This is a genomic window from Streptomyces mobaraensis NBRC 13819 = DSM 40847, from assembly GCF_017916255.1.
GTDB lineage: Bacteria > Actinomycetota > Actinomycetes > Streptomycetales > Streptomycetaceae > Streptomyces > Streptomyces mobaraensis.
Genome location: NZ_CP072827.1, coordinates 6,381,477 through 6,406,457, shown reverse-complemented (window position 1 = coordinate 6,406,457; position 24,981 = coordinate 6,381,477). Strand labels below are relative to the sequence as shown.

16 protein-coding genes and 1 riboswitch are annotated in these 24,981 nt (G+C 74.3%); of the genes, 6 read left to right on the top strand and 10 right to left on the bottom strand.

All coding sequences use genetic code 11. The features are described 5' to 3' along the window. Positions 1-40: 40 nt before the first annotated feature. Positions 41-574 (bottom strand): GNAT family N-acetyltransferase, encoded by a 534-nt coding sequence (locus J7W19_RS27605; RefSeq protein ID WP_004939177.1) that lies wholly within the window; start codon positions 572-574, stop codon positions 41-43. Positions 575-871: 297 nt separating this feature from the next. On the opposite strand from J7W19_RS27605, the gene J7W19_RS27600 reads away from it, so the two are divergent. After that, entirely contained in the window at positions 872-1,954 is a 1,083-nt protein-coding gene (locus J7W19_RS27600) for a terpene synthase family protein (RefSeq protein WP_004939181.1), read from the top strand. A gap of 54 nt (positions 1,955-2,008) precedes the next feature. On the opposite strand, the gene J7W19_RS27595 is transcribed toward J7W19_RS27600, so the two are convergent. After that, a complete protein-coding gene (locus tag J7W19_RS27595) occupies positions 2,009-3,358 on the bottom strand; it encodes a cytochrome P450 (protein ID WP_004939184.1) in 1,350 nt (449 codons plus the stop codon). Positions 3,359-3,823: 465 nt separating this feature from the next. Beyond that, positions 3,824-3,997, top strand: a riboswitch (M-box (ykoK) riboswitch). A 309-nt stretch (positions 3,998-4,306) separates the two neighbouring features. Between J7W19_RS27595 and J7W19_RS27590 the strand changes: the two genes are divergently transcribed. Further along, a complete protein-coding gene (locus tag J7W19_RS27590; RefSeq protein WP_004939189.1) occupies positions 4,307-5,971 on the top strand; it encodes an NRAMP family divalent metal transporter in 1,665 nt (554 codons plus the stop codon). A gap of 308 nt (positions 5,972-6,279) precedes the next feature. Beyond that, positions 6,280-6,552, top strand: coding sequence for a hypothetical protein (locus J7W19_RS27585; RefSeq protein WP_004941235.1), 273 nt, complete (start codon positions 6,280-6,282; stop codon positions 6,550-6,552). A gap of 124 nt (positions 6,553-6,676) precedes the next feature. On the opposite strand, the gene J7W19_RS27580 is transcribed toward J7W19_RS27585, so the two are convergent. Next, positions 6,677-7,591, bottom strand: coding sequence for a helix-turn-helix transcriptional regulator (locus J7W19_RS27580; protein ID WP_004941238.1), 915 nt, complete (start codon positions 7,589-7,591; stop codon positions 6,677-6,679). Between the two features lie 185 nt (positions 7,592-7,776). Between J7W19_RS27580 and J7W19_RS27575 the strand changes: the two genes are divergently transcribed. Beyond that, positions 7,777-8,514: an SDR family oxidoreductase gene (locus J7W19_RS27575; RefSeq protein ID WP_040888546.1), complete on the top strand. Its 738-nt coding sequence runs from the start codon at positions 7,777-7,779 to the stop codon at positions 8,512-8,514. 403 nt (positions 8,515-8,917) lie between these two features. Here J7W19_RS27575 and J7W19_RS27570 read toward each other — a convergent pair whose 3' ends face one another. From J7W19_RS27570 to J7W19_RS27540, 7 genes are all read right to left on the bottom strand, one after another. Further along, positions 8,918-9,592, bottom strand: coding sequence for a nitroreductase (locus J7W19_RS27570; protein WP_004941245.1), 675 nt, complete (start codon positions 9,590-9,592; stop codon positions 8,918-8,920). 76 nt (positions 9,593-9,668) lie between these two features. Further along, positions 9,669-11,279: an MBL fold metallo-hydrolase gene (locus tag J7W19_RS27565; protein WP_004941248.1), complete on the bottom strand. Its 1,611-nt coding sequence runs from the start codon at positions 11,277-11,279 to the stop codon at positions 9,669-9,671. Then, a complete protein-coding gene (locus J7W19_RS27560; protein ID WP_004941252.1) occupies positions 11,276-11,800 on the bottom strand; it encodes a 3-isopropylmalate dehydratase small subunit in 525 nt (174 codons plus the stop codon). The genes J7W19_RS27565 and J7W19_RS27560 overlap by 4 nt, the downstream gene beginning before the upstream one ends. Beyond that, positions 11,797-12,864 carry an agmatinase gene (gene speB / locus J7W19_RS27555; protein WP_004941255.1) on the bottom strand — a complete coding sequence of 356 codons (1,068 nt, stop codon included), beginning with the start codon at positions 12,862-12,864 and terminating at the stop codon, positions 11,797-11,799. Before speB ends, J7W19_RS27560 begins: the two co-directional genes overlap by 4 nt. Continuing rightward, positions 12,864-13,949: an isocitrate/isopropylmalate dehydrogenase family protein gene (locus J7W19_RS27550; RefSeq protein ID WP_004941258.1), complete on the bottom strand. Its 1,086-nt coding sequence runs from the start codon at positions 13,947-13,949 to the stop codon at positions 12,864-12,866. The genes speB and J7W19_RS27550 overlap by 1 nt, the downstream gene beginning before the upstream one ends. A 3-nt stretch (positions 13,950-13,952) precedes the next feature. Beyond that, entirely contained in the window at positions 13,953-15,221 is a 1,269-nt protein-coding gene (locus J7W19_RS27545; protein WP_004941263.1) for a 3-isopropylmalate dehydratase large subunit, read from the bottom strand. Next, the gene (locus J7W19_RS27540; RefSeq protein ID WP_158688743.1) at positions 15,218-16,393 is read right to left on the bottom strand and encodes a 2-isopropylmalate synthase; all 1,176 of its coding nucleotides are present in this window, start codon (positions 16,391-16,393) and stop codon (positions 15,218-15,220) included. Before J7W19_RS27540 ends, J7W19_RS27545 begins: the two co-directional genes overlap by 4 nt. A 361-nt stretch (positions 16,394-16,754) precedes the next feature. On the opposite strand from J7W19_RS27540, the gene J7W19_RS27535 reads away from it, so the two are divergent. Together J7W19_RS27535 and J7W19_RS27530 are read left to right on the top strand one after the other, a co-directional pair. Continuing rightward, a complete protein-coding gene (locus J7W19_RS27535) occupies positions 16,755-18,008 on the top strand; it encodes a KamA family radical SAM protein (RefSeq protein ID WP_201768197.1) in 1,254 nt (417 codons plus the stop codon). After that, positions 18,005-24,931 (top strand): non-ribosomal peptide synthetase, encoded by a 6,927-nt coding sequence (locus J7W19_RS27530; protein ID WP_004941274.1) that lies wholly within the window; start codon positions 18,005-18,007, stop codon positions 24,929-24,931. Before J7W19_RS27535 ends, J7W19_RS27530 begins: the two co-directional genes overlap by 4 nt. Positions 24,932-24,981: the final 50 nt, after the last annotated feature.

Sequence of the window (24,981 nt, the reverse complement as noted above, 5' to 3'; positions counted from 1 at the left end):
CGTGCTACTCCCGGTGGTGCGCAGCACTGGGTGGGAACGCTCAGGCCGCGTACTCCGTGAGGTCGATGGAGTGGATGTGCAGGGGGAAGCCGTGGACGGGGTGGGTCGTCGCGCGCTCCGGTTCCATACCGAGTTTGCGCAGCACGTTCTTCGAGGCCGCGTCGCCCGGGCGCACGATGCCGACGACCCGGTCGAGGCCGCGATCCTGGAGCGCGAACTCCAGGGTGGCCTGGGCGGCTTCGGAGGCGTAACCCTGGCCCCAGAAGGGCCGGCCGAGCCGCCAGGTGATCTCCACGGCGGGCAGGACCTCCGGCAGGGACTCGGGGACGGACAGCCCGACGGCGCCCGCCAGCTCGCCCGACCCCAGGAGCTCCACGGCGAAGACCCCGAAGCCCTCCTCGTCCCACTCCTCCTCCCACCGCTCGACGGTCTCCGCCGTACCGTCCGCGTCGAGGACCGAGCCGTCGTCGATCCAGCGCATGACGTGCGGATCGGCGTTGACGTCCGCCAAGGGGGCCAGGTCGTCGTCGCTCCAGCGGCGCAGGAGCAGGCGGGGGGTGTGGATCTCGGTCATAGTCCCCATACTGCCTTGCGGAGCGCCGGCGGTGCTCACCGGTGGTGGCGAAGCGGGTGAGGTGGGTGGTGCGGAAGCCGGTGAGCCTGCCGATGATCCGGCCGCGGTCCAAGGGGATGGCGGGTCACCTGTCCGGTCCTGGGGCCGGGGCGGTGCTTCGGTCACGGGTCGCTCGCATGTGCGGAGCCGGGATCCCGGCCCGGGGGACGCGCAGGTGGGTATCCACCCCGGGACGGCGGACCGCGGGAGGAGTCACGTGGCGGTGGCGCAAGTGCTGGAAGAGGGGGCGGCGCGCGTGTGCGGGTCGTGCTCGCGCCCCGCTACTGTCCGTTCGCCTCGCCCGCGCACCCCGATGCCTGGCGGATGACGGAGCGTGGCGGACGCTGGCTCAACGGATTCGGGCTGGGCCTGCGCGAGCCCGAGCGGTCGCGGATGCTGAACAACGACTGCGGTGAGTTCTACGGACGCATCATGCCCCGGGCACCGGCCGGGCGGCTGCAGTTGGCGGTGGACTGGTGCACGCTGATGTTCGCCTTCGACGACGCCCACTGCGACGAGGGCGCGGCCGGCGTGCGCCCGGGTGACTTCGCGAGGCTCGCCTCACGGGTCCTGCGGGTGCTGGAGGTGCCGCGGGCGGTGATGGGGCCGCCCGGGGACGTGCTCCTGGCCGCCGTGCGCGATCTGGCCGAGCGCGGCCGGACCTGGAGTACCGCCGCGCAGTGGGCACGGGTGGTCGAGGAACACCGGGGGTGGTTCTACGGCGTGTTGTGGGAGTTCGCGTGCCGGGCCCAGGACCGGACGCCTGCGCTGAACGACTACGCGCACATGCGGCAGCACACCGCCGCGGGCCCGGCCACACTCTGCTGGGCGGAGATCGTCGACGGCGTGGAGATCCCGGAGCGGGACATGGCCTCCCCTGCCGTACGGGCGTTGCGCGAACTGGCGTTCACCACGGCGGCTTTCGACGACGACCTGTTCTCCTACGGCAAGGAGCGGTGGCTGGCCGCGCGCAGCGCGCACGCCACCGGCTGCCGGCTGAACCTGGTGGACATCCTCGCCCAGGAGCGGGGCCTGCCGGTACACAAGGCGCTGGAGGAGGCCGTCGCACTGACCAACCGCCTCACGGCCCGGTTCGCGCGCCTGCGCGAGCAAGTCCTCCCCACGGCGAGCGGACCGCTACGGCAGCACCTCGACCATCTGTCGACGCTGCTCAGGGGCAACGCGGAGTGGGGTCTGCGGGCCGGGCGTTACAGCGACCCGGACGGCCGCCACCCGGGGGCCGTGGTCACCACCGGGTCCTTCACCGACACCGCACCGCCCGCCGGAGCACCCGGCATCGCGGCCCTGTCCTGGCTGTGGGAACTCCCCGGGTACGGCTGACCGGGCGGCCGGCGGTGTTCCCGCGAGGAACCCTTTTTTCGCTGGGTGCGGACGTCAGCGGGTACGCCGGGTGAGGGCGAGGCCGACGGGCCGGTCGGGGGGCAGTGCCACGGCCAGGCGGGGGCGGGGATCACCGAGCACGCGCACCTCGTACCGGCTCAGCACGGCGGCCAGGACCAGCGTCGCCTCCAGGGTGAAGAAGCCCTGGCCCACGCACTGGTGGGCGCCGTCGCCGAACGGCAGGTAGGCCAGCGGGTGGCGTGCGCGTACGGCGCTCCTCTCGAACCGGTCGGGGTCGAAGCGCAGCGGATCGGGCCAGAAGTCGGCCAGCCGGTGCGTCAGATAAGGGGAGACGACGAGGGTGGTACCGGCCGGTACCGGGACCCGGCCGAGCCGGTCGTCCCGCCGGGCGACGCGGGGCACCGCCCAGGCCATCGAGTACAGCCGCATCACCTCGGCCAGCACCCGCTGCGTGTACACCAGGCGCCGCGCGTGCTCGAACCTCGGCGGCCCGCCGGCCAGCACTTCGTCGGCTTCCCGGCGGACGCGGGCCGCGATCTCCGGATGGCGGGAGAGCACCACCCACGTCCAGGTGAGCGTGAGTGCGCTGGACTCCGAACCGGCCACGAACAGGGCCACGATGTCCTGGCGGACGTGTTCGTCGCCGAGCGGCCGCCCGTGGGCGTCCCGGGCCCGCAGCAAGGCGCTCATCAGGTCGGGTCCGTCGTTCTCCGCGCGCCGGGCCCGTTCGATGACCGGCAGCAGGATGTCCTTGATGACGGACGTCGCGCGGGCGAACGCCCGGTCCCCCGGCAGCGGCACCCAGTACGGGACGAACGGCATCGCCATCCGCCACAGCAGCGAACCCAGCGCGCCGGCCACCTCCTCGCCCAGCCGGTCGCACTGGGCGGCGTCGATGCGGGAGGCGAAGAAGACGGGGTTGATGACCCGGTGCACCAGACGGGTCATCTCCGCCACCGCGTCCACCGGCCCGCGCTCCGCCCGGCCCGCCAACGCCTCCACCGCCTCTTCGACGGCATCGGCGACCGTCGCGCCCACCCGCTGCAGGTAGGTGGCGGACATCGCCTTGCGCAGCGCGTTGCGGCTGGCCAGCCATCCCGGTCCCTCCCCCGCGATGCCCTGCCCGGTCAACCGGCCCAGCGCGTTCCACATCGCGGTCCCGCGGACGTAGTTCTCCGCCGCGTCGCGCAGCACGTGCCGCAGGTGTTCGGGATGCGTGACCAGCAACGGCCGGAAGGCCCCCAGCCCCAGCCGCACCACGTCGCCCTGTCCCTGCCGGCCCGTCTCCTCCATCAACCCCAACGGACCGTTCGCCACCACCTGGGCCACCACCCGGTGCAGCGGCACGGCGCGAACACGGCCCTCAGGGGACGACACGAGCATCGAGCACCGCCTTCGCAGGTCGATCGCGGCCGGGAAACGGGATACCTGATACGGGATACGGGATACGGGATACGGGATACGGGATCGGGGGATACGAGGAGACGCCCCGACGCTTCCCCGCCTCCTCCTCGTGTCTACCCAGCGGAGGTGCCGTCCAGCCCGGCGGCCGAGCCGTTGCGCAGCTCCACCAGGGACCTGGATCCGGACCTGGACCAGAGGGCCGACCGGGGGGCCGGACCCGGTTGACGGCCGCGTACCCGGTGGCGGCCGTCCGGCGTCGGCCGCCGCAGCACCTTCCCCGACGCCGCGGCCTGGAAGCGGACCGTGCCGGTACCGTCGGCCTCGGCCACCCGTCCGTCCGAGGCGTCAAGAATGAGTCAAACACTTGCGTTCGGACGCAAGTATCACGCTATGCTGCTGAACGTTCGCGACGCTTCGGTTTCGACCCGAGGTTTCGAATCGCATGAGGCACCTCGTTCGGTGAGGCGTCTTCACGGACACAGGCCACTGACCCCACGACGTCGAGAGACGCCCAGGTTCAGGACAGATCTCCCCGGCCTAAGGGGTGATCCCAAGTGGCTGCCCGGACCGAGGGATTACGCCGTGGAGTGCCAAAGCTCTGACGAGTTGGGGTGAGCCGGTCCGTACCGGGCCGGTTGGCTCCTTGCCGTGTCCGTTATGGCGCCCGCGCGCGCCCCGGCCGGGAGGAGGCGAGACATGGACGGCAACAGTCACAGTCCGGGCCACAGTAGGCCCCCCATCCGTATGTCCTCGTTGACCTCCGGTATGCGGTAACGACCTTCCCTGCGCGCTCCCACGCGCCACAGCCGACGCAGCCCCCTCCCGTCGCGGCACCCCGCCGTCTCGGGGCCTCGTGCTGCCCGCTCGCAGGGAGGATCGCTGCCGCGTGCCCAGACCTCCCCCGACGGGGAGAACCGGGAGGCTGTCATGACCGACCTCACCACCACCGACCCCACCACCACCGCGACCGTTCCCGCGCCCCGCGCCACCGCCGTGCTCGACGACGCCCACGTCGGCGACATCCGCGGCGCCCTGGGCACCATCAGGCTGGACGACACCGCTCCGCGCCGGGGCCTGTCCGCCAAGCTCAAGACGCTGCTCGCGATCGTCGGCCCCGGCCTGATCGTGATGGTCGGCGACAACGACGCCGGCGCCTTCGGCACGTACACCCAGGCGGGGCAGGACTACGGCACCAGCCTGCTGTGGACCCTGGTCCTGCTCATACCCGTGCTGTACGTGAACCAGGAGATGGTGCTGCGGCTCGGCGCCGTCACCGGGGTCGGGCACGCGCGGCTGATCCTGGAGCGGTTCGGCAGGTTCTGGGGCGCGTTCTCCGTCATCGACCTGTTCCTGCTCAACGCCCTCACGCTCGTCACCGAGTTCATCGGCATCACCCTGGCCGTCGGCTACCTCGGGCTGCCGAAGGTGCCGAGCGTGCTGCTGGCCGCCGTGATCGTGGTCGCCGCCGCGTCCACCGGCTCGTTCCGCCGCTTCGAGCGCACCGCGATCCTCCTGTGCGCCGGCTCGCTGCTGCTCGTCCCCGTCTACTTCATCGTCCACCCCGCCACCGGGCGGATGGCGCACGACCTCGTCGTCCCCACCATGCCGCAGCACGCGCGGCTGTCGGACGTCATGCTGCTGATCATCGCGATCGTCGGCACGACGGTGGCCCCCTGGCAGCTGTTCTTCCAGCAGTCGTACGTGATCGACAAGCGCATCACCCCGCGCTTCATGCGCTACGAGAAGGCCGACCTGTGGCTGGGCATCGGGATCGTCATCATCGGCGCCGCCGCCATGATGGGCTTCTGCGCCGCCGCGTTCGCCGGGCACGGGGAGTTCGGCGACTTCACCGACGCCGGTGACGTGGCGGCCGGCCTGGAAAGGTACGCGGGGAAGACCGCGGGCGTGCTGTTCGCCATCGCGCTGCTCGACGCGTCGATCATCGGCGCCTCCGCCGTCTCCCTCTCCACCGCCTACGCCATCGGCGACGTCATGGGCCTCAAGCACTCGCTGCACCGCGGCGTCAAGGGCGCCAAGGGCTTCTACGCCGTCTTCGCCGGGCTCGTCCTCACCGCCGCCGTCATCGTCGTCATCCCGGGCTCACCGCTCGGCCTGCTCACCGAGGGCGTCCAGACCCTCGCCGGCGTCCTGCTGCCCTCCGCCTCGGTCTTCCTCCTCCTGCTCTGCAACGACAAGGCCGTCCTCGGGCCGTGGGTCAACGGGCGCGCGATGAACGTGTTCACCTCCCTCGTCGTCGCCGTCCTCGTCACCCTCTCCATCATCCTGACCGCGGCCGTCCTCTTCCCGGACATCACCTCCGGCGCGATCCTCGACATCATGGGCGTCTGCGGGGTCGCGGGCATCCTCGCCCTCGGTTACGCCGAGACGCGCCGCCGTCGCAAGGGATGGGCGCTCGGCGGGCCCGTCGACCGCACCGGCAAGGAGAACTGGCGGATGCCGCCGCTCCACGAACTGCCCCGGCCCCTCATCTCCACCGGCCGCAAGGTCGGCCTCACCGCCCTGCGCGTCTACCTGCTCGCCGCGATGGCCCTGGTCGTCGTCCGCGTCGCGCAGCTCGCCCTGGGCCACTGAGCGCCCCGGGCGGCCGGCGGCTCCCCCCGCCGGCCGCCCGGGGCACCCCGCCCACCGGCCTCCCGCGCGGAGCCGTGCCCCGCACCGTCGCCGCCCTCCGCGACGACGACTGCCCACCGGCTTCCCGCGCGGAGCCGTAGCCCTGCCCTGCCCTGCCCTGTCGATCCCGCCGCGGCCCGCGGCGCGGAGGCCGCCGTGCCGTTCCCCGGCCGGCCTCTCCCCGCCACCGGCCCCCGCCGCCGGACGCGCCGCACATCGCGGGCCCCGGCCGCGCCCCGCCCCCACCACCCCGCGGAGGTGAGCCGCCCATGACCGTCCTGCCCCTCATCCACATCCGCCGCCGTGACCCCGGCGCGGTGCACTGCCGTACGGCGTCCGCCCGCGCCTTCCTCCGGCGCACCGCGCGCCGCGTCGCCGACGGCGCCGTCGACACCCCCGTCCTGCGGGCCCTCGGCGCTCCCGCCCGTCCCGGTACGACCGCCGAAGGGGCCGCGCCCACGCGGCCCCGCGCCCACTGGAGGGCGGTGACCGGGCCCGACGGCCGCAGGCGCCTCGAAGCCGACTGGCGGGCCGAGCCCTGACCGGATCCGGTCGGCCGGGTGCGCCGGCGCCGGTGTCCGGGCAGGGGTCCGTCACGCTCCCCCGCCCGGGCAACGGCAGCGTGCGGGCGGCGAACGCCGGTCCGCGGCCCTGGACGGGCCCTTGTCAACGCCCGGGCTCCACGGGACCCGACAAAGCGGGCCCCGGCACCACAGGTCCCGACACCACAGGCCCCGACGCCACAGGCCCCGACGCCACAGGCCCCGACGCCGCGGGCCCCGCGTCAACCGACTCCCGGCCCTCGGAGTAGATCACCAGGGTCTGTTCCGCGTGTTCGGCCAGGTGGAACGCCGTGTAGGAGAACTCGACGACCCCGCGCCCCGGGCGCCGCAGCCGTTTCCGTCCGCCCTGCCGGGCCTGCACGTCGTACCGAGGCCACCAGGCGCGTGCTTCCGGACTGCCGGCGTGCAACTCGTCGATCACCCGGGTGTACCGGACGTCACCCGGGTGGCGTCCGGCCAGCGTCCGCAACCGGGCGAGCAGGCCGCGTGCCTCGGGCTCCCAGTCGACCAGGACGTCCCGGGCCGCGGGTTCGAGGAAGACCCACCGGGCGAAGTTCGCCGGGCGGTCCGCGGCCGCGGCCAGGCCCGGGAAGAGCTCGCCGGCCGCCTGGTTGAAGCCGAGCACGTCGTAGTTGCCGTCGATGATGTACGCCGGGTGCGGCTGGAGCAGGAGCGGGACCGCCGCCACCTCGGCCGTGAGCGGCTCGGGTCCTTCGGGTTCGGCCGCGGGCGCGTGTCCGGCGAGCCGGAAGAGGTGGCCGCGTTCGTGCCGGTCCAGCCGCAGCGCCGCGGCGAGGGCGTCGAGCACCTGGTCCGAGGTGCGGATGTCCCGGCCCTGTTCGAGGTACGTGTACCAGGTCGCGCTGATCCCGGCGAGCAGCGCGAGTTCCTCCCGCCGCAGGCCCGGGGTCCGGCGTCGGCCGGTGCGGGGCAGCCCGACCTCGTCAGGAGTGATCCGCTCCCTGCGGCTGCGGAGGAAAGCCCCCAGCTCATGGCGTTGATGCGGCTGTCGCGGCACGGTGGTTGGCACTCCTGGTTCCAGAATAAACACGTTCTGGATACCAGGCTAAAGCCGCCTCAGACTGATGCTCCCGGGGGCAGTTCGGCCCTCACCGGCGGCCTGCGGACGCGGTGCCGTGGCGCCCTCCGGCCGCGGCCCCCGAGCGATCACCGAAATCCCTTCAGAAGGAAGAGGAAGACACCGTGTCAGGAATCGACGGCAAAGTCGTGGCGATCACCGGAGCCGGCAGCGGCATCGGCGAGGCGACCGCCCTGCTGCTCGCCGCGCGAGGCGCGCGCCTCGTCCTGGGCGCTCGCCGCTCCGAGCGCCTCGCGGAGCTGGTGTCGCGGATCGAGAAGTCGGGCGGCACGGCCGTGCAGACCCGCACGGACGTGACCCGACGGGACGACCTCCACGCCCTGGTCGCACTCGCCGGCGAGCGTTTCGGCCGGCTCGACGTACTGGTCGCCAACGCCGGAGCCGGCACGATCTCACCGCTCGACGACCTGCGCGTCGACGAGTGGGACCGGATGGTCGACGTCAACATCAAGGGCGTCCTGCACGGCATCGGCGCCGCGCTGCCGGTCTTCCGGGCCCAGGGCACGGGCCACTTCGTCACCATCGCGTCCACGGCCGCGTTCCGCGTCGTGCCGGCCATGGCGGTCTACGCCGGCACGAAGTTCGCGGTCCGCGCCATCTGCGAAGGACTGCGCCAAGAAGCCGGTGACTCCCTGCGGGTGACCACCGTCTCGCCCGGTGTCGTCGCCACCGGTTTCGCCGAGGCGTCAACGAACCCGCGGGTCCGAGCGGAGATCACGGCGATGCGGGACCGGATCGCGATACCGCCCGAAGCGATCGCCCAGGCCATCGCGTTCGCCATCGACCAGCCGCCGACCGTCGACGTGAACGAGATCGTCGTCCGGCCCACCGCCCAGAGCTGACCCCGTTGCCGACGAATCCGCCGGAGAACGGCATCGGGTGCCCGGCGGGGCATCCGGGCCACCACCCGGCGGTACCTCCGTCCGCTCCGACCGCCGCTCGATCGACCTGGCCGGTGTGGCCCCCGGCCGCCACCTCGCCGGAGGCCACGCAACAGCGCGAACTCGTCCGCGGCTACGACAACGGACGCCACCGCGACATCGTCTCTTCGGCGCGCGCGGCACCGCTCCCGCCACCACGCGAACACGCCTCTTGGGCAACGGACATGCCCGCCGCCGCCCGGTACACCGTCGACTCGACCCCAGCCCGCGCCCGGCCGGTGACGCCGCGCCGGGACGGGCCGTGCGCCGGGCCCGGACACAACGCGGCGGAAGCGCCCTGCCGGCTGCCCGGGACCCGGCCCGTTCACCGATGAAAGCGCGTCGTCTCCGCCAGCGGTACCCGGGGAACCACCGGCATCGCCCTCATCGCCTTCGGTTCGGCGTAGCCGAACGAGACGCCGAACAACAGCTTGTCCGTCGTCGGGCCGAGGACGGAGCGCACCGCGTCGGCGAAGAGTCCGAGCACTCCCTGCGGACAGCTGGCGACGCCGTAGGCCGTCATGGCGAGCATGAGGGTCTGCGCGTAGATGCCGAGGTCGGCCGCCATGCGTTCGTCCGCGTCGGCGGGGAGCGACAGCAGCGCGACGTGCGGCGCTCCGTAGAAGCGCAGTCCCGCGAGGAACGCCCGGCGCCGGCCGGCATGGTCGCCGCGCGCGACCCCCAGCGCTCCGTACATGAGCGCTCCGGCCGCGGCGCAGCGCTCCGCGGCCACGCCCGTGTACGGGCGCACCGGGAAGTCGGGGGTCTGCTTCCCCTCCTCGGCGGCCCGTACCAGCGCCTCGCCGAGCCGTTCGCGGGCCCCGGCGCTGACGACGTCGACCGACCAGGGCTGGGTGTTGCCGTTCGACGGCGCGGCGGCGGCCAGGTCGAAGATCGCGGTGATCACCGTGTCCGGTACGGGATCGGGCCGGTAGGCGCGGACCGCGCGCCGGCCGCGGATGAGCCGCTCGGCCGTCGAGGGCGGGTCGGGAGGGGTCACGGCCGCTCCTTTCTGCGGGCTGGGGGGAACGACGTGGGCCCGGTGGCACGGTTCGTCGCACCGGGGTGCGCCGCCGTCACCACGGCAGGTCGCACGAACCGTGCAGGCGCCGCGCCTCGATCCCCCGGGCCCGGCAGGCCGCCACGAACCGCTCGGCCGCCCGCACCGGGACCGCGGCCTCGTCGAAGGTCGTCGTCGTCAGGTACCACACCCACGGCTCGTGGCCCATGGCGTACACGTACGCCCGACCGCACCCCATCGCCTCGGCGAGGGCCGCCGCGCCGCGGTCGTCGTTGCCGTTCAGGCGCCGGCGCGCGGCGACCTCGCGGTCGGGCTCGGGGGTGAAGAGGGGGCCGTAGAGCCAGGTCAGCGGGGCGCCCTCGCACTCCATGCCCAGGAAGAGCACGTCCACCCGGCCGACGGCCCGCCGGACGTGCGCGTAGGCGTCGGGATCGACCGTGGCGGTGTCCGCGGCGAAGAGCACGGTCCGGCCCCCGGCCTCCAGCAGCCACGCCGTCTTCGCCGAGATGGCGAGATCGCCGTGCTCGCCGAAGAAGGGCACGGCCGTGATCCGGCCCACCGGCGTCTCGGTCTCCTGGAGTTCCCCGAGCTCGATCACCCGGGGGAAGCCCGCCGCCTCCAGCGCCAGGCGCGGCGACGGGTCCTGCAGCGACCCCGCGTCCGAGCGGGGGACGACGATCGTCCCGATCCGGTGGCGCAGGCGCAGGAGTGTCTCCAGCACCAAGTGGTCCTGGTGTCCGTGGGTGATCAGGACGTGGTCGATGCGGTCGGGCAGGTCGCCGTCGGCCAGGCGGGGGCCGGCGCCCGGGAACTCCGGTGGGAGCAGCGGGTCCACCAGGAGGCAGCCGTGGGCGTTCTCGGCCAGGACGCAGGCGTGGCCGAGGTAGCGGAGGCGCGGCGCCCCGACGGGCTCCCGGGGCGGGGCCGCCGCGGAGGCATCGGCCGGGGTGAAGAACGGTGCGAGTGCCGCCGCCGTGTCGGGGCCGAGCTCCAGGGCCTCCGCGATCTCGCCGAACGGCCTGGGTGAGCGCGTCGTCGAGAACATGACGTCGAGGCCGGGGTGGTCGAAGGCGACGGGCAGTACGGTCCGGTCGTCGGCGTCGAGGCGGGGGGTGGACAGGACGAAGGGGCGGCGGTCCGCCCGCAGGGGTGACAGGGCGAGGGACTGCCCGTCGGGCGCGGCGTAGTCGCTGCGGTACAGCAGGGCCTCGATCAGCCGGAAGGAGGCGTTGCCTCGCAGGTCGTAGACGAGTTCCACGTAGCCCTTGAGTGGTTCCGGGACCTGGGGGTAGAGCTGTTCGAGCGGCATGCGGGGGTCGGCGTCGGCCAGCAGGTCCTGCAGGGCGTCCACCGCGGCGTCGAGTGCGAGCAGCCGCGCGGCGCGGCGCCGGGTGGTCCCGATCAGTTCCTCGACGTCCGCCGAGCGGTCTCCGTCCAGGTCCATGAACGGGCCGCCGGCCAGGGCCGGTGTCCGGGCCGACCGCCGGTGCACCGCCGGTGCCTTCAGGTAGGAGGTCATGATGGGCAGGTGACGGCGGGCGATGTTGCGCGCCGCCGTGGCCGGTGAGAGCAGGTGCGACCACGCGTACCAGCGGTCGATCAGGGGCTCGGCCACGACGTCGGGACGCAGCGAGACGAGTCGCGGGGACGGGTGGGGCGCACTCATCGGTCACACCTTTTCTGTCCCGACCGGACGCGGGCGAGGGTGTAGGGAGTGAGGCCGCCGACGTCGACGATGCCCTGGAGGGGCCCGAGGTCGGCGAATTCGATCCGGCGGCCGGCGCAGGTCACCACCCGGTGGGTGAGGTCCACGGTGACGGGCCGGCCGGTGACGGACTCGTCCAGGCCGTGGTCGGCGACGACGGGGAACAACAGGCCCATGTTGACGCAGTTCCGGAAGAAGATGTTGCCGAAGGACTTGGCGACGACCACGCGGGCCCCGGCGTGGTGCAGGGCCTGCGGCGCGGTCTCCCGGCTCGAACCGCAGCCGAACTCCGTCCCGGCGAAGATGACCGTGTACGGTGAGCGGCCCGTCGCCGGATCGACGAACGGGGTGGCGGCCGGGTAGTCGATCAGCGCGATCCGGGCGAGCTGCTCCGGCCCCTCGTAGGGCTCGAAGCGGCCGGGGCTCATCACGTCGGTGTCCACGAAGTCCCCCACCCCGTAGGCGAGGCCGCTGAGCATCATGAGGGTGCTCCTCCGTTCCCGGCCTGCGACGCGGCGCGGCGTCGCCACGCCATGCCCGACAGCACCTCCAGCACGACGCGGTTGGCCAGGAAGGCGGTGATCTCGCCCGGCCCGTCGTAGGGGGGCGAGACCTCGACGACCTCCGCCCCGACGAGGTCCGTGCGCTGGGCGCAGGTCCGCACGGCGTCGAGGAGTTCGCGGCTGGTCAGCCCGCCCGGTTCGGGTGTCCCCGTCCCCGGGGCCATGCCCGGATCGACCACATCGATATCGATCGTCAAATAGACGGGTCCGTCGCCGAGTTGCGCGAGGACCGCGGCCAGGCAGGCGTCGAGGCCCCGGGAGCGCAGCTCGTGCATCGTGACCGAACGGACCCCCAGCTCGGACGCCCACGCGAGCGTGCGCGGTCCGGGCCAGTAGCCGCGCAGTCCGATCTGCACGAACCGGTCTCCCGGCACGATGCCCGCCTCCAGCACCCGGCGCATCACGGTGCCGTGTCCGTACTTCGTTCCGAAGTCGCTGGTGTCGCCGATGTCGGCGTGGGCGTCGAAGTGGATGACCGAGAACGTCCCGGCGCCGCGTCGGCCGGCGATGCCCCGCATCGCGGGCCAGGCGACGCTGTGGTCTCCGCCCAGGGTGAAGGGAACGGCGCCCGCGGCCACGACGTCCCCCACCGCGCGCTCCAGGAGCGCGTGGGCCTGCTCCGTCTCGCCGGGAGGGGTGGGCACGTCCCCCGCGTCCACGACGGTCAGCTCGCCGAACGGATCGATGCCGAGCCCGAGGTGGGGGCGGTAGGGGACGTGGGGCAGGTAGTCGGCCCGCCGGATGGCCTGGGGCCCGAAGCGCGCCCCCGGCCGGTGGGACGTGGTGCCGTCGAAGGGCGCGCCGAGGATCACCACGTCGGCGCCCGCGTACCCGGTGGGACCCTGGTCGCACCGGGGCAGTCCGAGGAACGAGGTCGCGGGGCCGAACACCCCGCGGTAGCCGGCCCGGTGGACCGCGTCGTCGTAGTCCCGCGGGGCGTCGTCGGGGGTCCCGCCCGGTCCGCCGGGTGTGGGTGGGGTCATCACTCCGTCGCCTCCTCCGTCGCCACTGCGTCGAACGCGTCGCACACCGCGGCGCCCATCTCCTCGGTGGTGCACGTTTTGTCCCCCGGGCCGGCGATGTCGGGGGTGCGCCACAGCCCGACCGCCAGGGCGACGGCGGCGGCCAGGCGGTCGGCCCATCGGGGGGCGCCGAAGGTGTGCCGCAGCATCAGCTCGACGGAGCCGATCGTCCCGAGCGGGTTGGCGCGTCCCGTGCCGGCGATGTCGGGGGCCGTGCCGCCGACCGGCTCGTACAGCGCGAACCCGGTGGGGCTCAGGGACGCCGAGGGCATCAGTCCCAGCGATCCCAGCACCGCGCCGGTGATCTCGGAGAGCAGGTCGCCGAACAGGTTTCCGGTCACGATGACGTCGAAGTCCGCCGGCCGCAGGACGAGTTCCATCGCCATGGTGTCGGCGTACCTGTCCTGGACCTCGACGTGCGGGTAGGCCGCGCGCTCCTCGGCGAGGACGTCCAGCCACAGCCCGAAGACGTCGGGGATGGCGTTGGCCTTGTGCACCAGGGTGAGGTGGCGGCGCCGGGCCTCGGCGTGCCCGAGGCCGCAGCGCACGATGCGGCGGACCTCGTCCTCCCGGTAGTACATCTCCTGTCCGGCCCACCGCCGCCCCGCGTCGGTGCCCGTCCTGCGGCGCCCGTAGTACACGTCCGACACCAGTTCCCGCACGATCAGCACGTCCACGCCTTCCAGGCGCTCGGGCCGGAGGGGTGAGACGGCGTGCAGGGCCGGCAGCGGGCGGGCCGGGCGGAGGTTGGCGTACAGGTCGTAGCGGCTGCGGAGTTCGCCGATCGGCTCGTCCGCCGTCGCGCCGAAGAGGACGGCGCCGCGCGGTTCCGCCGCGGCCTGGTCGAGCGCGTCCCGCACGGGGTCGGGCAGCCACTGCCCGGTGCGCTCGTACGCCGGGCGGCCCACGGCGTGTTCGCTGATGGTGGCGGGCAACCCGGCCCGGTCGAGGACGTGTTCGAGGACGGCGCGTCCGACGCGTACGACTTCCGGTCCGATCCCCTCGCCGGGGAGGACGAGCACCGTCGGTGGTGTGGTCGGCGTCACCGGCTACTCCGTGATCAGGCCGGCGAGCGCGCTGCGCGCGGCGATGACCGGCGATGCCAGGTAGACGGACGACTTGGGGTTCCCCATGCGCCCGCGGAAGTTGCGGTTGGTCGTGGACAGGCACACCTCGCCGTCCCCGACGACGCCGCCGTGCGCGCCGTAGCACGCCTTGCAGCCGGGCGACTCGATCACGGCCCCGGCGGCGAGCAGCGTGCTCATGACGCCGGACAGGATCAGCCGGCGGTAGATCCCCATGGTGGCCGGCACGATCATGAGGCGGACCCCCGGCGCCACGCGCCGGCCGGCCAGCTCGGCGGCGGCCACCTCGATGTCGTCGTACTTCGCACCGGTGCAGGACCCGATGTAGACCTGGTCCACCCGGATGCGGTCGGCCATCGCCTCGTCGATGGAGCGCACGTTGTCCGGTCGGTGCGGGTAGGCGACGGCGGGGCGCAGGCGCTCGGCGCGGTATTCCAGGCGCCGCGCGACCGGCGCTCCGGGGTCGCCGGTCACCGGCTGGTAGGCGGTGGTGCGCGGCCTGGTGGCCAGGTAGTCCGCGGCGGCGGCCGAGAGGCTCATGATCCCGTTGACCGCCCCGGCCTCCACGACCATGTTGCACAGCGTCATGCGCTCCTCGACCGACATCGCGTCGACCGTGGAGCCGGAGAACTCGATCGACCGGCCGGAGGCGCCGCCCAGGCCGAGGTCGCCGATGAGGGTCAGGATCACGTCCTTCGCCAGCACACCCGGGGGGAGGACACCCTCGATCCGGACCTCGACGGTCTCCGGGACCCGGAACCACAAGTCGCCCGTGTAGAAGGCGTTCACCATGTCGATCATGCCGACGCCGGAGCCGAAGGCGTTGAACGCCCCGTAGGTCACCGAGTGGGAGTCCGTGCCGAGGACCACCGTCCCGGGCTGGACGAACCCCTCCTCGCACATCATCACGTGGCAGATGCCGTAGTTCTCGCCGTACGGGTAGTGGTGGGTGATGCCCTGCTCGGCGGCGAACCGCGCCATGCTCGCGGCGAGCCGCCGCGACTCGGCGTCCTTGGCCGGCACGAGGTGGTCCTCGAAGAGGGCGATCCGGTCGGGATCCCAGACGGTGGCGTCCGGACCGAACGCGTCGTGGAACTCTCGGCGGAGGCCCTCGCAGACGGGGTCGTGGGTGAACGCCATGTCGATCGCGATCTCGACGATCTCCCCGGCGACCACGTGGTCCCGGCCCGCCGCCCGGGCGAGGATCTTGCTGGTCATGCTCTGCGGGATCATGCCGGCGCACCTCCGGTCCCGAGCAGTGCGCGGATCTCCGACGGCGGGAGCCACCGGTCCCGGGACCGGGCGCGCGCCAGGACCGCTTCCACGGTGTCCTCGTCGGCCGGGGCGCCGATCGAGGCGAGGGCCTCGCGGGCGGCGGCCCGTCCGCTCGTCGGGCCGACCATGATCGTCTGAGTGCGTCCGAGCGCGGCGGCGGGCACGCTGGAGAAGACCAGGTCCTCCGTCTCACGTCCCCAGCGGCGCGCCTTGACCAGCGCCGCGACATGGGTCCCCGTGCACGTGGCGAACGCCTGATCGCCGATCAGGGGGGCGTTCGGCCGCACCGGCATGCCCGTCGCCTCCGCGAGCCGGCGGCAGTGGCCGAGCACCCGGTCCGGCCGGTAGCCCGGGTGTCCGGCCTGGTAGAGGTACATCACGACCAGTTCGAGCGCGGTGTTCCCGGCCCGCTCCCCCAGGCCGAGGAACGCGCCGCTGATGGTGTCCGCCCCGGCCTCGGCGGCGGCGATGGCATTCGCCAGCGCGAATCCGCGGTCGTCGTGGCCGTGCCACCAGATCTCCGGTTCCGGGCCGCGGCCGGCCGCCGCGCCGCGCGCGGCCTCGCGCACCGCCCGCACGACGCGCGCGGCGCCCTCGGGTGTCGACTCCCCCACCGTGTCGCAGACGGTGAGCACCTCCGCCCCCACCCCGACCGCCGCGTCGACCATCCGGGCGAGTTCCTCGGGCGGCGTGCGGGTGGCGTCCTCCAGGCTGACGCCGAACCGCGTGCCGGCCTCGCGGGCCGCCGCCCCGGCCGATGTGATGCGGTCGAGGACGCTGTCGAGGGTCCAGCCCTCGACGCGCCGCCGCAGCGGGCTGCACCCGACGAAGAAGTCGGCCCACACGTCCCGGTCGCTGCCGCGGTCGAGCTCGGTGATCGGGGCGATGCTCGCCGGGTCGGCCAGCGCCAGGAAGCGCGGGACGAGCGGGACGCCCCGGCGATCCAGGTGCTCGACGAGGCGGCCCGCCTCGGCCCGGGCGCCCGGCGAGGCGGAGGGGAACCCGAGCATGGCGGCCTGGACCCCGATCGCCGCGGAGGACTCCAGGAGCGCCTTCTTCTCGTCGAGCGCGGGGTGGCGCACGAAGGCGCCCTGCAACCCGTCCCGCAGGCTGTCGTCCTCGATTCCCACGCGGTCGAGGCCCCCCGGCCGTGGATTCCAGGTGAACACTTTCCCGGTAGTCCCAGTCACCGCTCCACCCCTGATTCCAGGCCGGCCGGACGGTCCGGCCGCGATCGGCCCGACCGGAACGAACAAATTCGACGCACCGAAATGGTGTACCAGAGCCGTCCCCCGGCGCGCCAGAGAGCCCGGAAGCCATCGGGCGGCGACTCTAAAAACGTTCTAAAAAGCACCTGAAAAAGGACCTTAAAAATGCCGTGCACAGCACCTGAAGGGCAATTCAGTATTACTTGAACAGCCGTCGGGAATGTGCCTATGGTGGAAACTCGGTTCGCCCGGATCAAGCCGGAGGTTGCAGATGCCAAGCGGTGTGCGGAGTGAATCGGGTGCCCGTCATCCCCGATGGGCGGACGTCCCCGAGGCCGAGTGGACCGACCCGCGCTGGCAGATGACCCACCGGCTGCGCCGCGCCTCGCAGCTGCGCGAGGTGATCAAGCTCACCGAGGAGGAGGAGAGCGCCCTCGGCTCGGACGACCTGTTCCGGGTGGACATCACCCCGTACTTCCTCAGCCTCATCGACGGGGACGACCCGCGGTGCCCGCTGCGGCGCCAGGTCGTTCCCACCTCGCGGGAGATGGAGGCCTTCGACGGATGGCTGCCCGACGCCAATTCGGAGGTCGAGCACGAGCCGGTGCGCGGAATCATCCACAAGTACCCCGACCGGCTCGTCATGCTCGTCACCAGTTCCTGCACGTCGTATTGCCGGTACTGTACGCGGAGCCGATTCGTCGGGGACGGGCAGCAGAATTACAGCCGAACGGACTGGCGGGAGCAGATCCGGTACATCCGGGAGTCGCCGCGGGTGCGTGACGTCCTCATCAGCGGTGGCGATCCCCTGTCGATGGCGCGCAAACGGCTGGCCGAGATCGTCGCGGAAATCCGGGAGATCCCGCATGTCGAAATCATCAGGCTCGGCACGCGCGCCCCGGTCTTCAATCCGTTCGTCGTGGACGACGAATTGTGCGACATCATCGAGGCGAATCACCCGATGTGGGTGAACATCCATGTGAACCATCCGTACGAGATCACCCCGGAACTCGCCGCGGCCTGCTCCCGCCTCGCCCGCACCGGCGCCCCCATCGGCGCGCAGGCGGTCCTCCTCGCGGGGATCAACGACAGCGTCGAGGTGCAGCGCCGGCTGTGCACCGAGCTCGTGCGGATCCGCGTGCGCCCCTACTACCTGTACCAGTGCGACTCCGTGCGGGGCGCGGGCCACTTCAGGACGAGCGTCACCAAGGGCATCGAGATCATCGAGGGCCTGCGGGGGCACATCAGCGGCTACGCGGTCCCGACCTATGTGATCGACAGCCCCGGTGGCGGCGGGAAGATCCCGGTCGCTCCGAACTACCTGCTCAGCCTGTCGCCGGAACGGGCGGTCCTGCGCAACTGGGCGGGCGAGGTGTCCGAGTACCAAGGGCCGGCCGGGTACCGGTCCGGCACGACGCCGCCGCTGCGGCTGCCCGAGCCGTCCGCCCCGCTCCCGCCCTCCGACGTGCGCACCGTGTCCGACATGCTCTCCGCACCGCGGTCGCCGGCGGGCCCGGAAGGGGGCGGCGGCGCATGAGCCCGGTGCACACCGGGGCTCCGCCCCGGGCCGAGGGCGGCGACGGCGGCCACCACTCCGTCCACGACGTCCTCGCGGCCGCCGTCATCGTCCTCCAGCGGTACGTGGACCGGGACCGGCTCGACCTGGTCGTCACCGTGGAACCGGCGGACGGGACCACCGCGGCGCACGGCGTCACCGTGGACTGCTCCCCCTCGCGCTCCTTCGCCCACGTGCGCTCGGCCCTCGCGAACCGGCTCCCCGCCCCCCGGCCCGCGGGCCGCTGGACCGTCGCCGTCGCGGACGCCGGTGCCCCGGGGGACGGGCCCGCGGCCCGGGGCGAGCTCATCCTGCGGCCCGGTGCCGCCCCAACCCTCGCCCTCGAACACCCGCACGCGTCCGGTGCCGCTCTCCGGGAGGCGGCCGCCCGTGTGCTCGCCGCCGGTACCGCCCGCCCCGAGCAGGACCTCGCCGCGCTGCCGGTGCTCTCCCCCGCCGAGACCGACGCCCAGCGGCGGTGGCTCACGGGCCTGCCGTCCCGGGTCCCGGCGGAGACGACGATCCACGCCCTCGTCCGGGCCGCGGCCGGCCGCCACCCCGAGCGGACCGCGGCGGCCTGCGACGCGGAGCGCCTCACCTACCGTCAGCTCGTGGAGCGCTCCGAGCACGTGGCGGGGGCCCTGCTGACGCGCGGGATCGCGCGGGGGGAGATCGTGGCCGTCGTCGCCGAGCGGTCCTGCGCGACGCTCACCGCGGCCCTCGGCGTGCTCACCGCCGGAGGCGCGTTCTTCCTGCTCGACCCCACGCTGCCCGCGGCCCGGCGGGCCCGGCTGCTGGCGGCGGCCGGGGTGCGGCTGGCCGTGACCACCCGGGCCGCCCGGGCCGCGCTCCCGGCGGACCGCCCCGCCGTCGTCCTGGAGGACCTCGGTCCGGCCGACGCGCGCCCCGAGTTCCCGCGGTCGCACGGCGACGACCTCGCGTACCTCATGTTCACGTCCGGCTCCCGGGGCGAGCCGAAGGGTGTGCTGGTGCGCCACCGGTCGTTCGTCAACCGTCAGCGGTGGCTCATCGACCACCTCGCCCTCGGCCCCGAGGACGTCTCGCTCGGGCGGACGGCGCTCTCGTTCGACCCCGCCGTCTGCGAGATGTTCCGGCTGCTGCCGGTCGGGGGCCGCGTGTGGTTCCTGCCCACCGGCCACGAACGCGACCCGGCGCGGGTGCTCGACGCCATCGAGCGCGAACGGGTCACCGTGGTGGACCTGGTGCCCTCCCCCTTGCGCAGCCTGCTCGAACACGTGGCCGCGCTCGGTCTCCAGCCCGCGCTCTCGTCGCTGCGGTGGGTCCTGGCCGGCGCGGAGACCCTGCACCCGTGGCTGGTCGGGCTGTTCGAGGAGGTCGTCGGCCGCCGCGGGGGCGCCCACCTGCTCAACGGGTGGGGGGCGACCGAGGTCTGCGTGGACGTCACGTCGTTCGACTGCTCGGCCGGGCCGGTCGGCGAGCCCGTGCCCGTCGGCCGTCCGATCCCGGGGGTCGGCGTCGCCGTGCTCGACCGCCACGGGCGGTTCACGCCGCTGGGCGTGCCGGGCGAACTGTACGTGCGCGGGCGCTGCCTGGCCGCCGGCTACCTGAACGACGCCGAGCTGACCGGCGAGCGCTTCGTGCGGCGCCCTGTCGCAGGGCAGGAGCCGCTCTACCGCAGCGGGGACCGGGTCCGGTGGCGCGCCGACGGGAACCTGGAGTTCCTGGGGCGGCTCGACGACGAGCTGTCGGTCCGGGGCCTGCGCGTCGCCCCGGCCGAGGTCGAGGCCGTGCTGTGCCGCCATCCCGCCGTGGACGAGGCCGTCGTCCGCGTGGTGGGCGGCGGCCCGTCGGCGGAGGCGGGCGGCGGGCGGCTGACCGCCTGGGTGACCCGCGCGGCGCCGTCCGCCCCGCCGGATCCGGAGGCCCTCCGCGCGCACGCGGGCGCGTTCCTGCCGTCCGGCATGGTCCCCGAGGTCGTCCACGTGCTGGACGCCTTCCCCCGGACCGCGCACGACAAGGTCGACGTCGAAGCCCTCCCCACGGCGCGCCCGGCGCCTCCGGGCGGCCCGGCGGCGCGCGAGGCCGCCGGCCCGCCGGGATCGGCCGAGGACGTCCTCGCCGCCCTGTGGCGCGACGTCCTGGACGGTGCGGCGCCCGGCCCGGACGACGACGTGCTGGCCCGGGGCGCCACCTCACTGGACGCCGCGCGGGTGGCCACGCGCGCGGCGGCGGGGGTGTGCGGGCGCCTGGACGTGATCACGATCTTCGCGCACCCCACGATCCGCGCGCAGGCGGAGGTGGTCCGGGGCTGCGACCACGCCGCGTGCCGGGTCGCCCGCCTGGAGCCCACGCCGCCGGCCGCGGCGGTCCCGGCGTCCCACAGCCAGCTCCGCCACTGGATCGCGAGCCGCTTCGACGCCACGTCCTCGGCGTACAACATCGCCATCGGCGTCGAGTTGACGGAGGTCCCCGACCCCGGCGTCCTGCGCACGGCGGTGGACGGTCTCGTCGCCCGGCACGAGATCCTCCGCACGACGTTCTCGCTGGTGGACGGGGAGCTCGTGCAGCGCGTCCGGCCCCCCGAGCCCGGCTGGGTGCCCGTGGAGCACACCACGGCGGCCGACCCGTCCCGCCTGCTGCGCACCGTGAGCGAGCGGCCGTTCGACACCGAGGCGGGCCCCCTCCTGCGGCTCGGGCTCATCGCCCCGGCGGCGGCGGACCGGGGAACCGTGCTGTACCTCGTGATCCACCACCTGATCAGCGACACCTGGTCGCTGACCCTCATGCTCACCGAGCTGGCGGCGCGGTGCCGGGCCCTCGCCACCGGGGACGGCCCGGCCGAGCCGCCGCCCGCCCGCCTCCAGTACCGCGACTACGCCGCCTGGGAGCGTGCGCGGCTCGCCGGGCCGGCGGGACGGCGGCTGCGGCGCTTCTGGACGGACCGGCTGGCCGGGCCGCCACCGGCCCTCGCCCTCCCGCTGGACGCCCCGCGCGGCGCGGCGAAGGCTCCCGGCGCCGACGTGCGGCGCTTCGTGCTCGGCCCCGAGGTGACCGGCGCGCTGCGGTCGTGGGCCGGGGAACGCCGGGCCACCCTGTTCATGGGTCTGCTCACCGCGGTCTGCGTGTGGCTGCACGGGCTGACGGGGCAGCGCGACCTGATCGTCGGCACTCCGGTGGCCGGCCGGCCGCACGTCGATCTGGAGGACGTCCTCGGCTCCTTCGTCAACAGCGTGGCCCTCCGGACGTACGTGGACCCCCAGGCGTCGGTGGACGAGCTCCTCGCCGGGGTCCGGTCGGCCGCCCTGGACGCGTTCGCCCACGAGGAGTACCCCCTCGACCTGGTCGTCCGGGATCTCGGCCTGGTGCGCGACCCCGGGCGCTCGGCCCTGTTCGACGTGATGCTGGTCCTGCAGAACGCGCCCGGGGCCCGGACGGAGGCAGTGTGGGGGGAGCCCCGCGCCCGCCGGGTCGACGTCGATCGCGGCGTCGGCAAACTCGACATGATCGTCACCTTCGTGGAGGACGAGGGCGGGCTGCGCGGCGAGGTGGAGTACGACTCCCACCTCTTCGCGAGCACGACGGTCGAACGCTGGGTCGCCGGCCTGTCCACCACGATCGCGGCCCTCCCGCACTCGTCCGGCACCACCGTCGCCGCGGTGGCCGCCGCCGCGCCGACCGCCACGGCACCGGTCCTGCTGCACACGGCGGTGGAACGGCACGCCCGGCTCACTCCCGGGCGCCCCGCCGTGGTGTGCGAGGACCGGGTCCTCACCTACGGGGAGCTCGACCGCAGGGCCGACCGGCTCGCCCGCCGGCTGCGCGACGAGTTCGGCGTGGGGCCCGGGCGGATCGTCGGCTACACGGTCGAGCGCACCGAGCGGGTGCCCGTCACCCAGCTCGCGATCCTCAAGGCGGGCGGCGCCTTCCTCGGGATCGACCCGGCCCACCCCGAGGCGCGCCGCCGGGCCGTGCTGGAGGACTCCCGGCCGGCCCTCCTGGTGGTCGACGGCCACGGCCGCGGCCTGCTCCCCGAGGGGCTGGAGGGGCTTCCCGTACTCGCCCTGGACGAGGTGCCCGACGCGCGGGACGACGACGAGAAGGCGGACGGCCTCCCTCCGGCGTGCGGCGCGGACGACCCCGCGTACGTCATCTACACCTCCGGCAGCACCGGCACGCCCAAGGGCGTCGTGGTGGAGCACGCGAACGCCCTCGCGCTGCTGTGGGCGGGCGGCTGGCCGTTCGAGTTCCGCGAGGACGACGTCTGGACGTGCACCCATTCGATCGCGTTCGACTTCTCCGTCTGGGAGGTCCACCTCCCGTTGTCCCGGGGTGCCCGGGTCGTCATCGTCCCCGAGGCCACCCGCCGGGACGCGCGCCGGCTGCTCCCGGCCCTCGTGCGGCACGGTGTGACCGTGCTGTCCCAGGTCCCGAGCACCTTCGAGCGGCTGGTGGACGAGCTCGACCGCCGGCCCGGCCGCGCGCCGGACCGGCTGCGCTACGTGGTGCTCGGCGGGGAGCCCATCCGCCCCGGGGCCGTCCGGCGCTTCGCCGGACACGTACCGGGGGCGGACGTCGTCAACGGCTACGGCATCACCGAGACCACCGTCTTCACCACCTTCAAGCGGCTCGATCCCTCCGAGGCGCCCGGACCGCCGTCCGACGCGCAGAACATCGGCCGCCCGATCGGGACGACGAGCGTGGACCTGCTCGACGCGGACGGGCGCCCGGTCCCCGACGGCGCCGTCGGGGAGATCGTCATCAGCGGGCCCACCGTGGCCCGCGGCTACCTCGGCCGGCCCGACGAGACCGCCCGCGTCTTCGGGACGCACGCGCCGGACGGGCTCCCGCCCCGCCGCCGGTACCGCTCGGGGGACCTCGCCCGGCGCCTGCCCTCCGGTGACCTGGTGTTCGCGGGGCGGCGGGACCGCCAGGTGAAGATCCGCGGTCACCGGGTGGAGCTGGACGAGGTCCGCGCCGCGATCCTGGGCACCGGCCTGCTGACCGGCGACGCCGCGACCGACGCCCGGACGGGGTCCGCCGGAACCCCGTCGCTGGTCGCCTACGTCGACGACCGCGACCGGGAGCGGATCCCCGCGCTACGGCGGCGGCTGCGGGAGCTGCTGCTCCCGGCCATGGTCCCCGACCGGTTCGTCACCGTGGCCGACTGGCCGGTCACGGCCAGCGGCAAAGTGGACCTGGACGCGCTCCACGCCCGGTCCGCCGGCCTCGCGCGGTCCCCGGCGGGGGACCGGTCGGACGGCCCCGCCGCACCGGCCCCGCGCGGTTCCGCGTCCGGTACGGCGGCCGTGCTGCGGGCGCTGTGGGGCGAAGTGCTGGGACGCCCCGACCCCGCTCCCGACGACGACTTCTTCGCCCTCGGAGGCCACTCCCTGCTGGCCGTGGTGCTGGTGACCCGGGTCGAGGAGGAGCTGGGCGCGGCCCTCGCGCTGGAGGACGTGCTGACGTACCCCACCCTCGCCCGCCAGGCGGAGCTGATCGACGCCCGCCGCGCACCGGCCGCGCGGCGGCCCGCCGGCCCGCCGGCCGCGATCCGCCGGGTCCCGGACGCCGACGACCACCCGCTGTCGCCCGCGCAGTCGGAGTTCTGGCTGCTCGACCAGTTCCGGGACCCGGAGACGCCCGCGGCGCTGCCCGAGGTCCTGGACCTCGGCACGCCGTGGGACCCCGCGGCCGCCCGCGCGGCGTTCGCCGGGCTCGTCGAGTCCTTCGAGATCCTGCGCACCGGGTTCCCCCTGGTCGGCGACCGCCCCCGGCAGCGGATCCGGCCGCACGGCCACGAGGACGCCCTCCGGCTGACCGACCTGTCCCGCTCCCCCGCCGCCGGGGACCTGCGCGCACTGCTCCACGAGGAGGCGGCCGAGCCGCTGGATCTGGCCGAGGGGCCCCTGTTCCGGCTCCACCTGGTCCGGCGGCCCGGCGGGACGACCCTCGCCGTGCTCACCGCCCACCACATCGTGTGGGACGGCCTGTCCTGCGACGTCCTCGCCCGGTGGTGGCGGCGCGACCAGCGGGCGCGGCGGAACGGCGGGGCCGCTCCCCGTCCGCCGGCGCGTCAGTTCCGCGACGTCGCCGCCCACCACCTCGCCCACCTGGAGAGCCCCGCCGGGCGCGCCGGACTGGCCTGGTGGGCGGAGCGGCTGGCCGGGACGGAGCACACCCGCCCCGATCTCACGCCGCTCGGGATCGGCCGCCCGTCGGGGCCCCGGGACTTCCTCGGGTGCCGCCGGTGGGTGAGCCTGGACGCCCGCCGCACCCGCGCGCTGCGGGCGCTCTGCGCGGACACCGGCGCGACGCTGTTCGGCGGACTGCACGCCCTGGTCAAGGCGTTCCTGTTCGCCATGACCGGGCAGACCGACCTCGTCGTGCTGTCGCCGGTGTCGCTGCGGGACGGTCCCCTCCTCGACGAGCAGCTCGGCCCGTTGATCAACACCGTCGGCATCCGCGACCGCGTCGAGCCGCACGCGTCCTTCGCCGCTCTGCTGGCCTCCGTGCGCCGGTCGGTCCGCGACGCGCTCGCCCACCGGTGGGTCCCGCCGGGGGACATCGGCCGGGCACTGGGACTGGCCGCCGACGCGCCGCTCGCCGACGTCGGCCTGACCCTCCAGCCGCGGACGCCGACCCTCGGGCCCCGGACCGCCGCCGACGACGCGCCCCGGTCCGAGGTGGTCTTCGGTGCCCACACCCCGCTGTGGTTCGACGTCACGGAGCGCGCGGACACCCTGGACGTCGAGATCGTGGCGCCCCGCGCCCGCGCCGACGCCGACGCGCTCGCCGCGCTCGGGCGCGCCTTCCTCCGGATCGCGGGGACGCTCCTCGATCACGCCGGCGATCCGCTGGACCGGGCCGTGGGCGCCCGGCCCGCGGACTCCCCGGCCCCCCTGACCATCGAACTGCGGTACTGAGCGCGGATCCCGGGGCCGGCACGGAGCCGTTCCCGCCGGAAGGAGCAGAG

Bases quoted from the DNA above. Each gene is read 5' to 3' on its own strand.
- J7W19_RS27605 (WP_004939177.1), bottom strand. From the start codon at position 574: ATGACCGAGATCCACACCCCCCGCCTGCTCCTGCGCCGCTGGAGCGAC.
- J7W19_RS27595 (WP_004939184.1), bottom strand. From the start codon at position 3,358: ATGCTCGTGTCGTCCCCTGAGGGCCGTGTTCGCGCCGTGCCGCTGCAC.
- J7W19_RS27590 (WP_004939189.1), top strand. From the start codon at position 4,307: ATGACCGACCTCACCACCACCGACCCCACCACCACCGCGACCGTTCCC.
- J7W19_RS27585 (WP_004941235.1), top strand. From the start codon at position 6,280: ATGACCGTCCTGCCCCTCATCCACATCCGCCGCCGTGACCCCGGCGCG.
- J7W19_RS27565 (WP_004941248.1), bottom strand. From the start codon at position 11,279: ATGAGTGCGCCCCACCCGTCCCCGCGACTCGTCTCGCTGCGTCCCGAC.
- J7W19_RS27560 (WP_004941252.1), bottom strand. From the start codon at position 11,800: ATGATGCTCAGCGGCCTCGCCTACGGGGTGGGGGACTTCGTGGACACC.
- speB (WP_004941255.1), bottom strand. From the start codon at position 12,864: ATGACCCCACCCACACCCGGCGGACCGGGCGGGACCCCCGACGACGCC.
- J7W19_RS27545 (WP_004941263.1), bottom strand. From the start codon at position 15,221: ATGATCCCGCAGAGCATGACCAGCAAGATCCTCGCCCGGGCGGCGGGC.
- J7W19_RS27530 (WP_004941274.1), top strand. From the start codon at position 18,005: ATGAGCCCGGTGCACACCGGGGCTCCGCCCCGGGCCGAGGGCGGCGAC.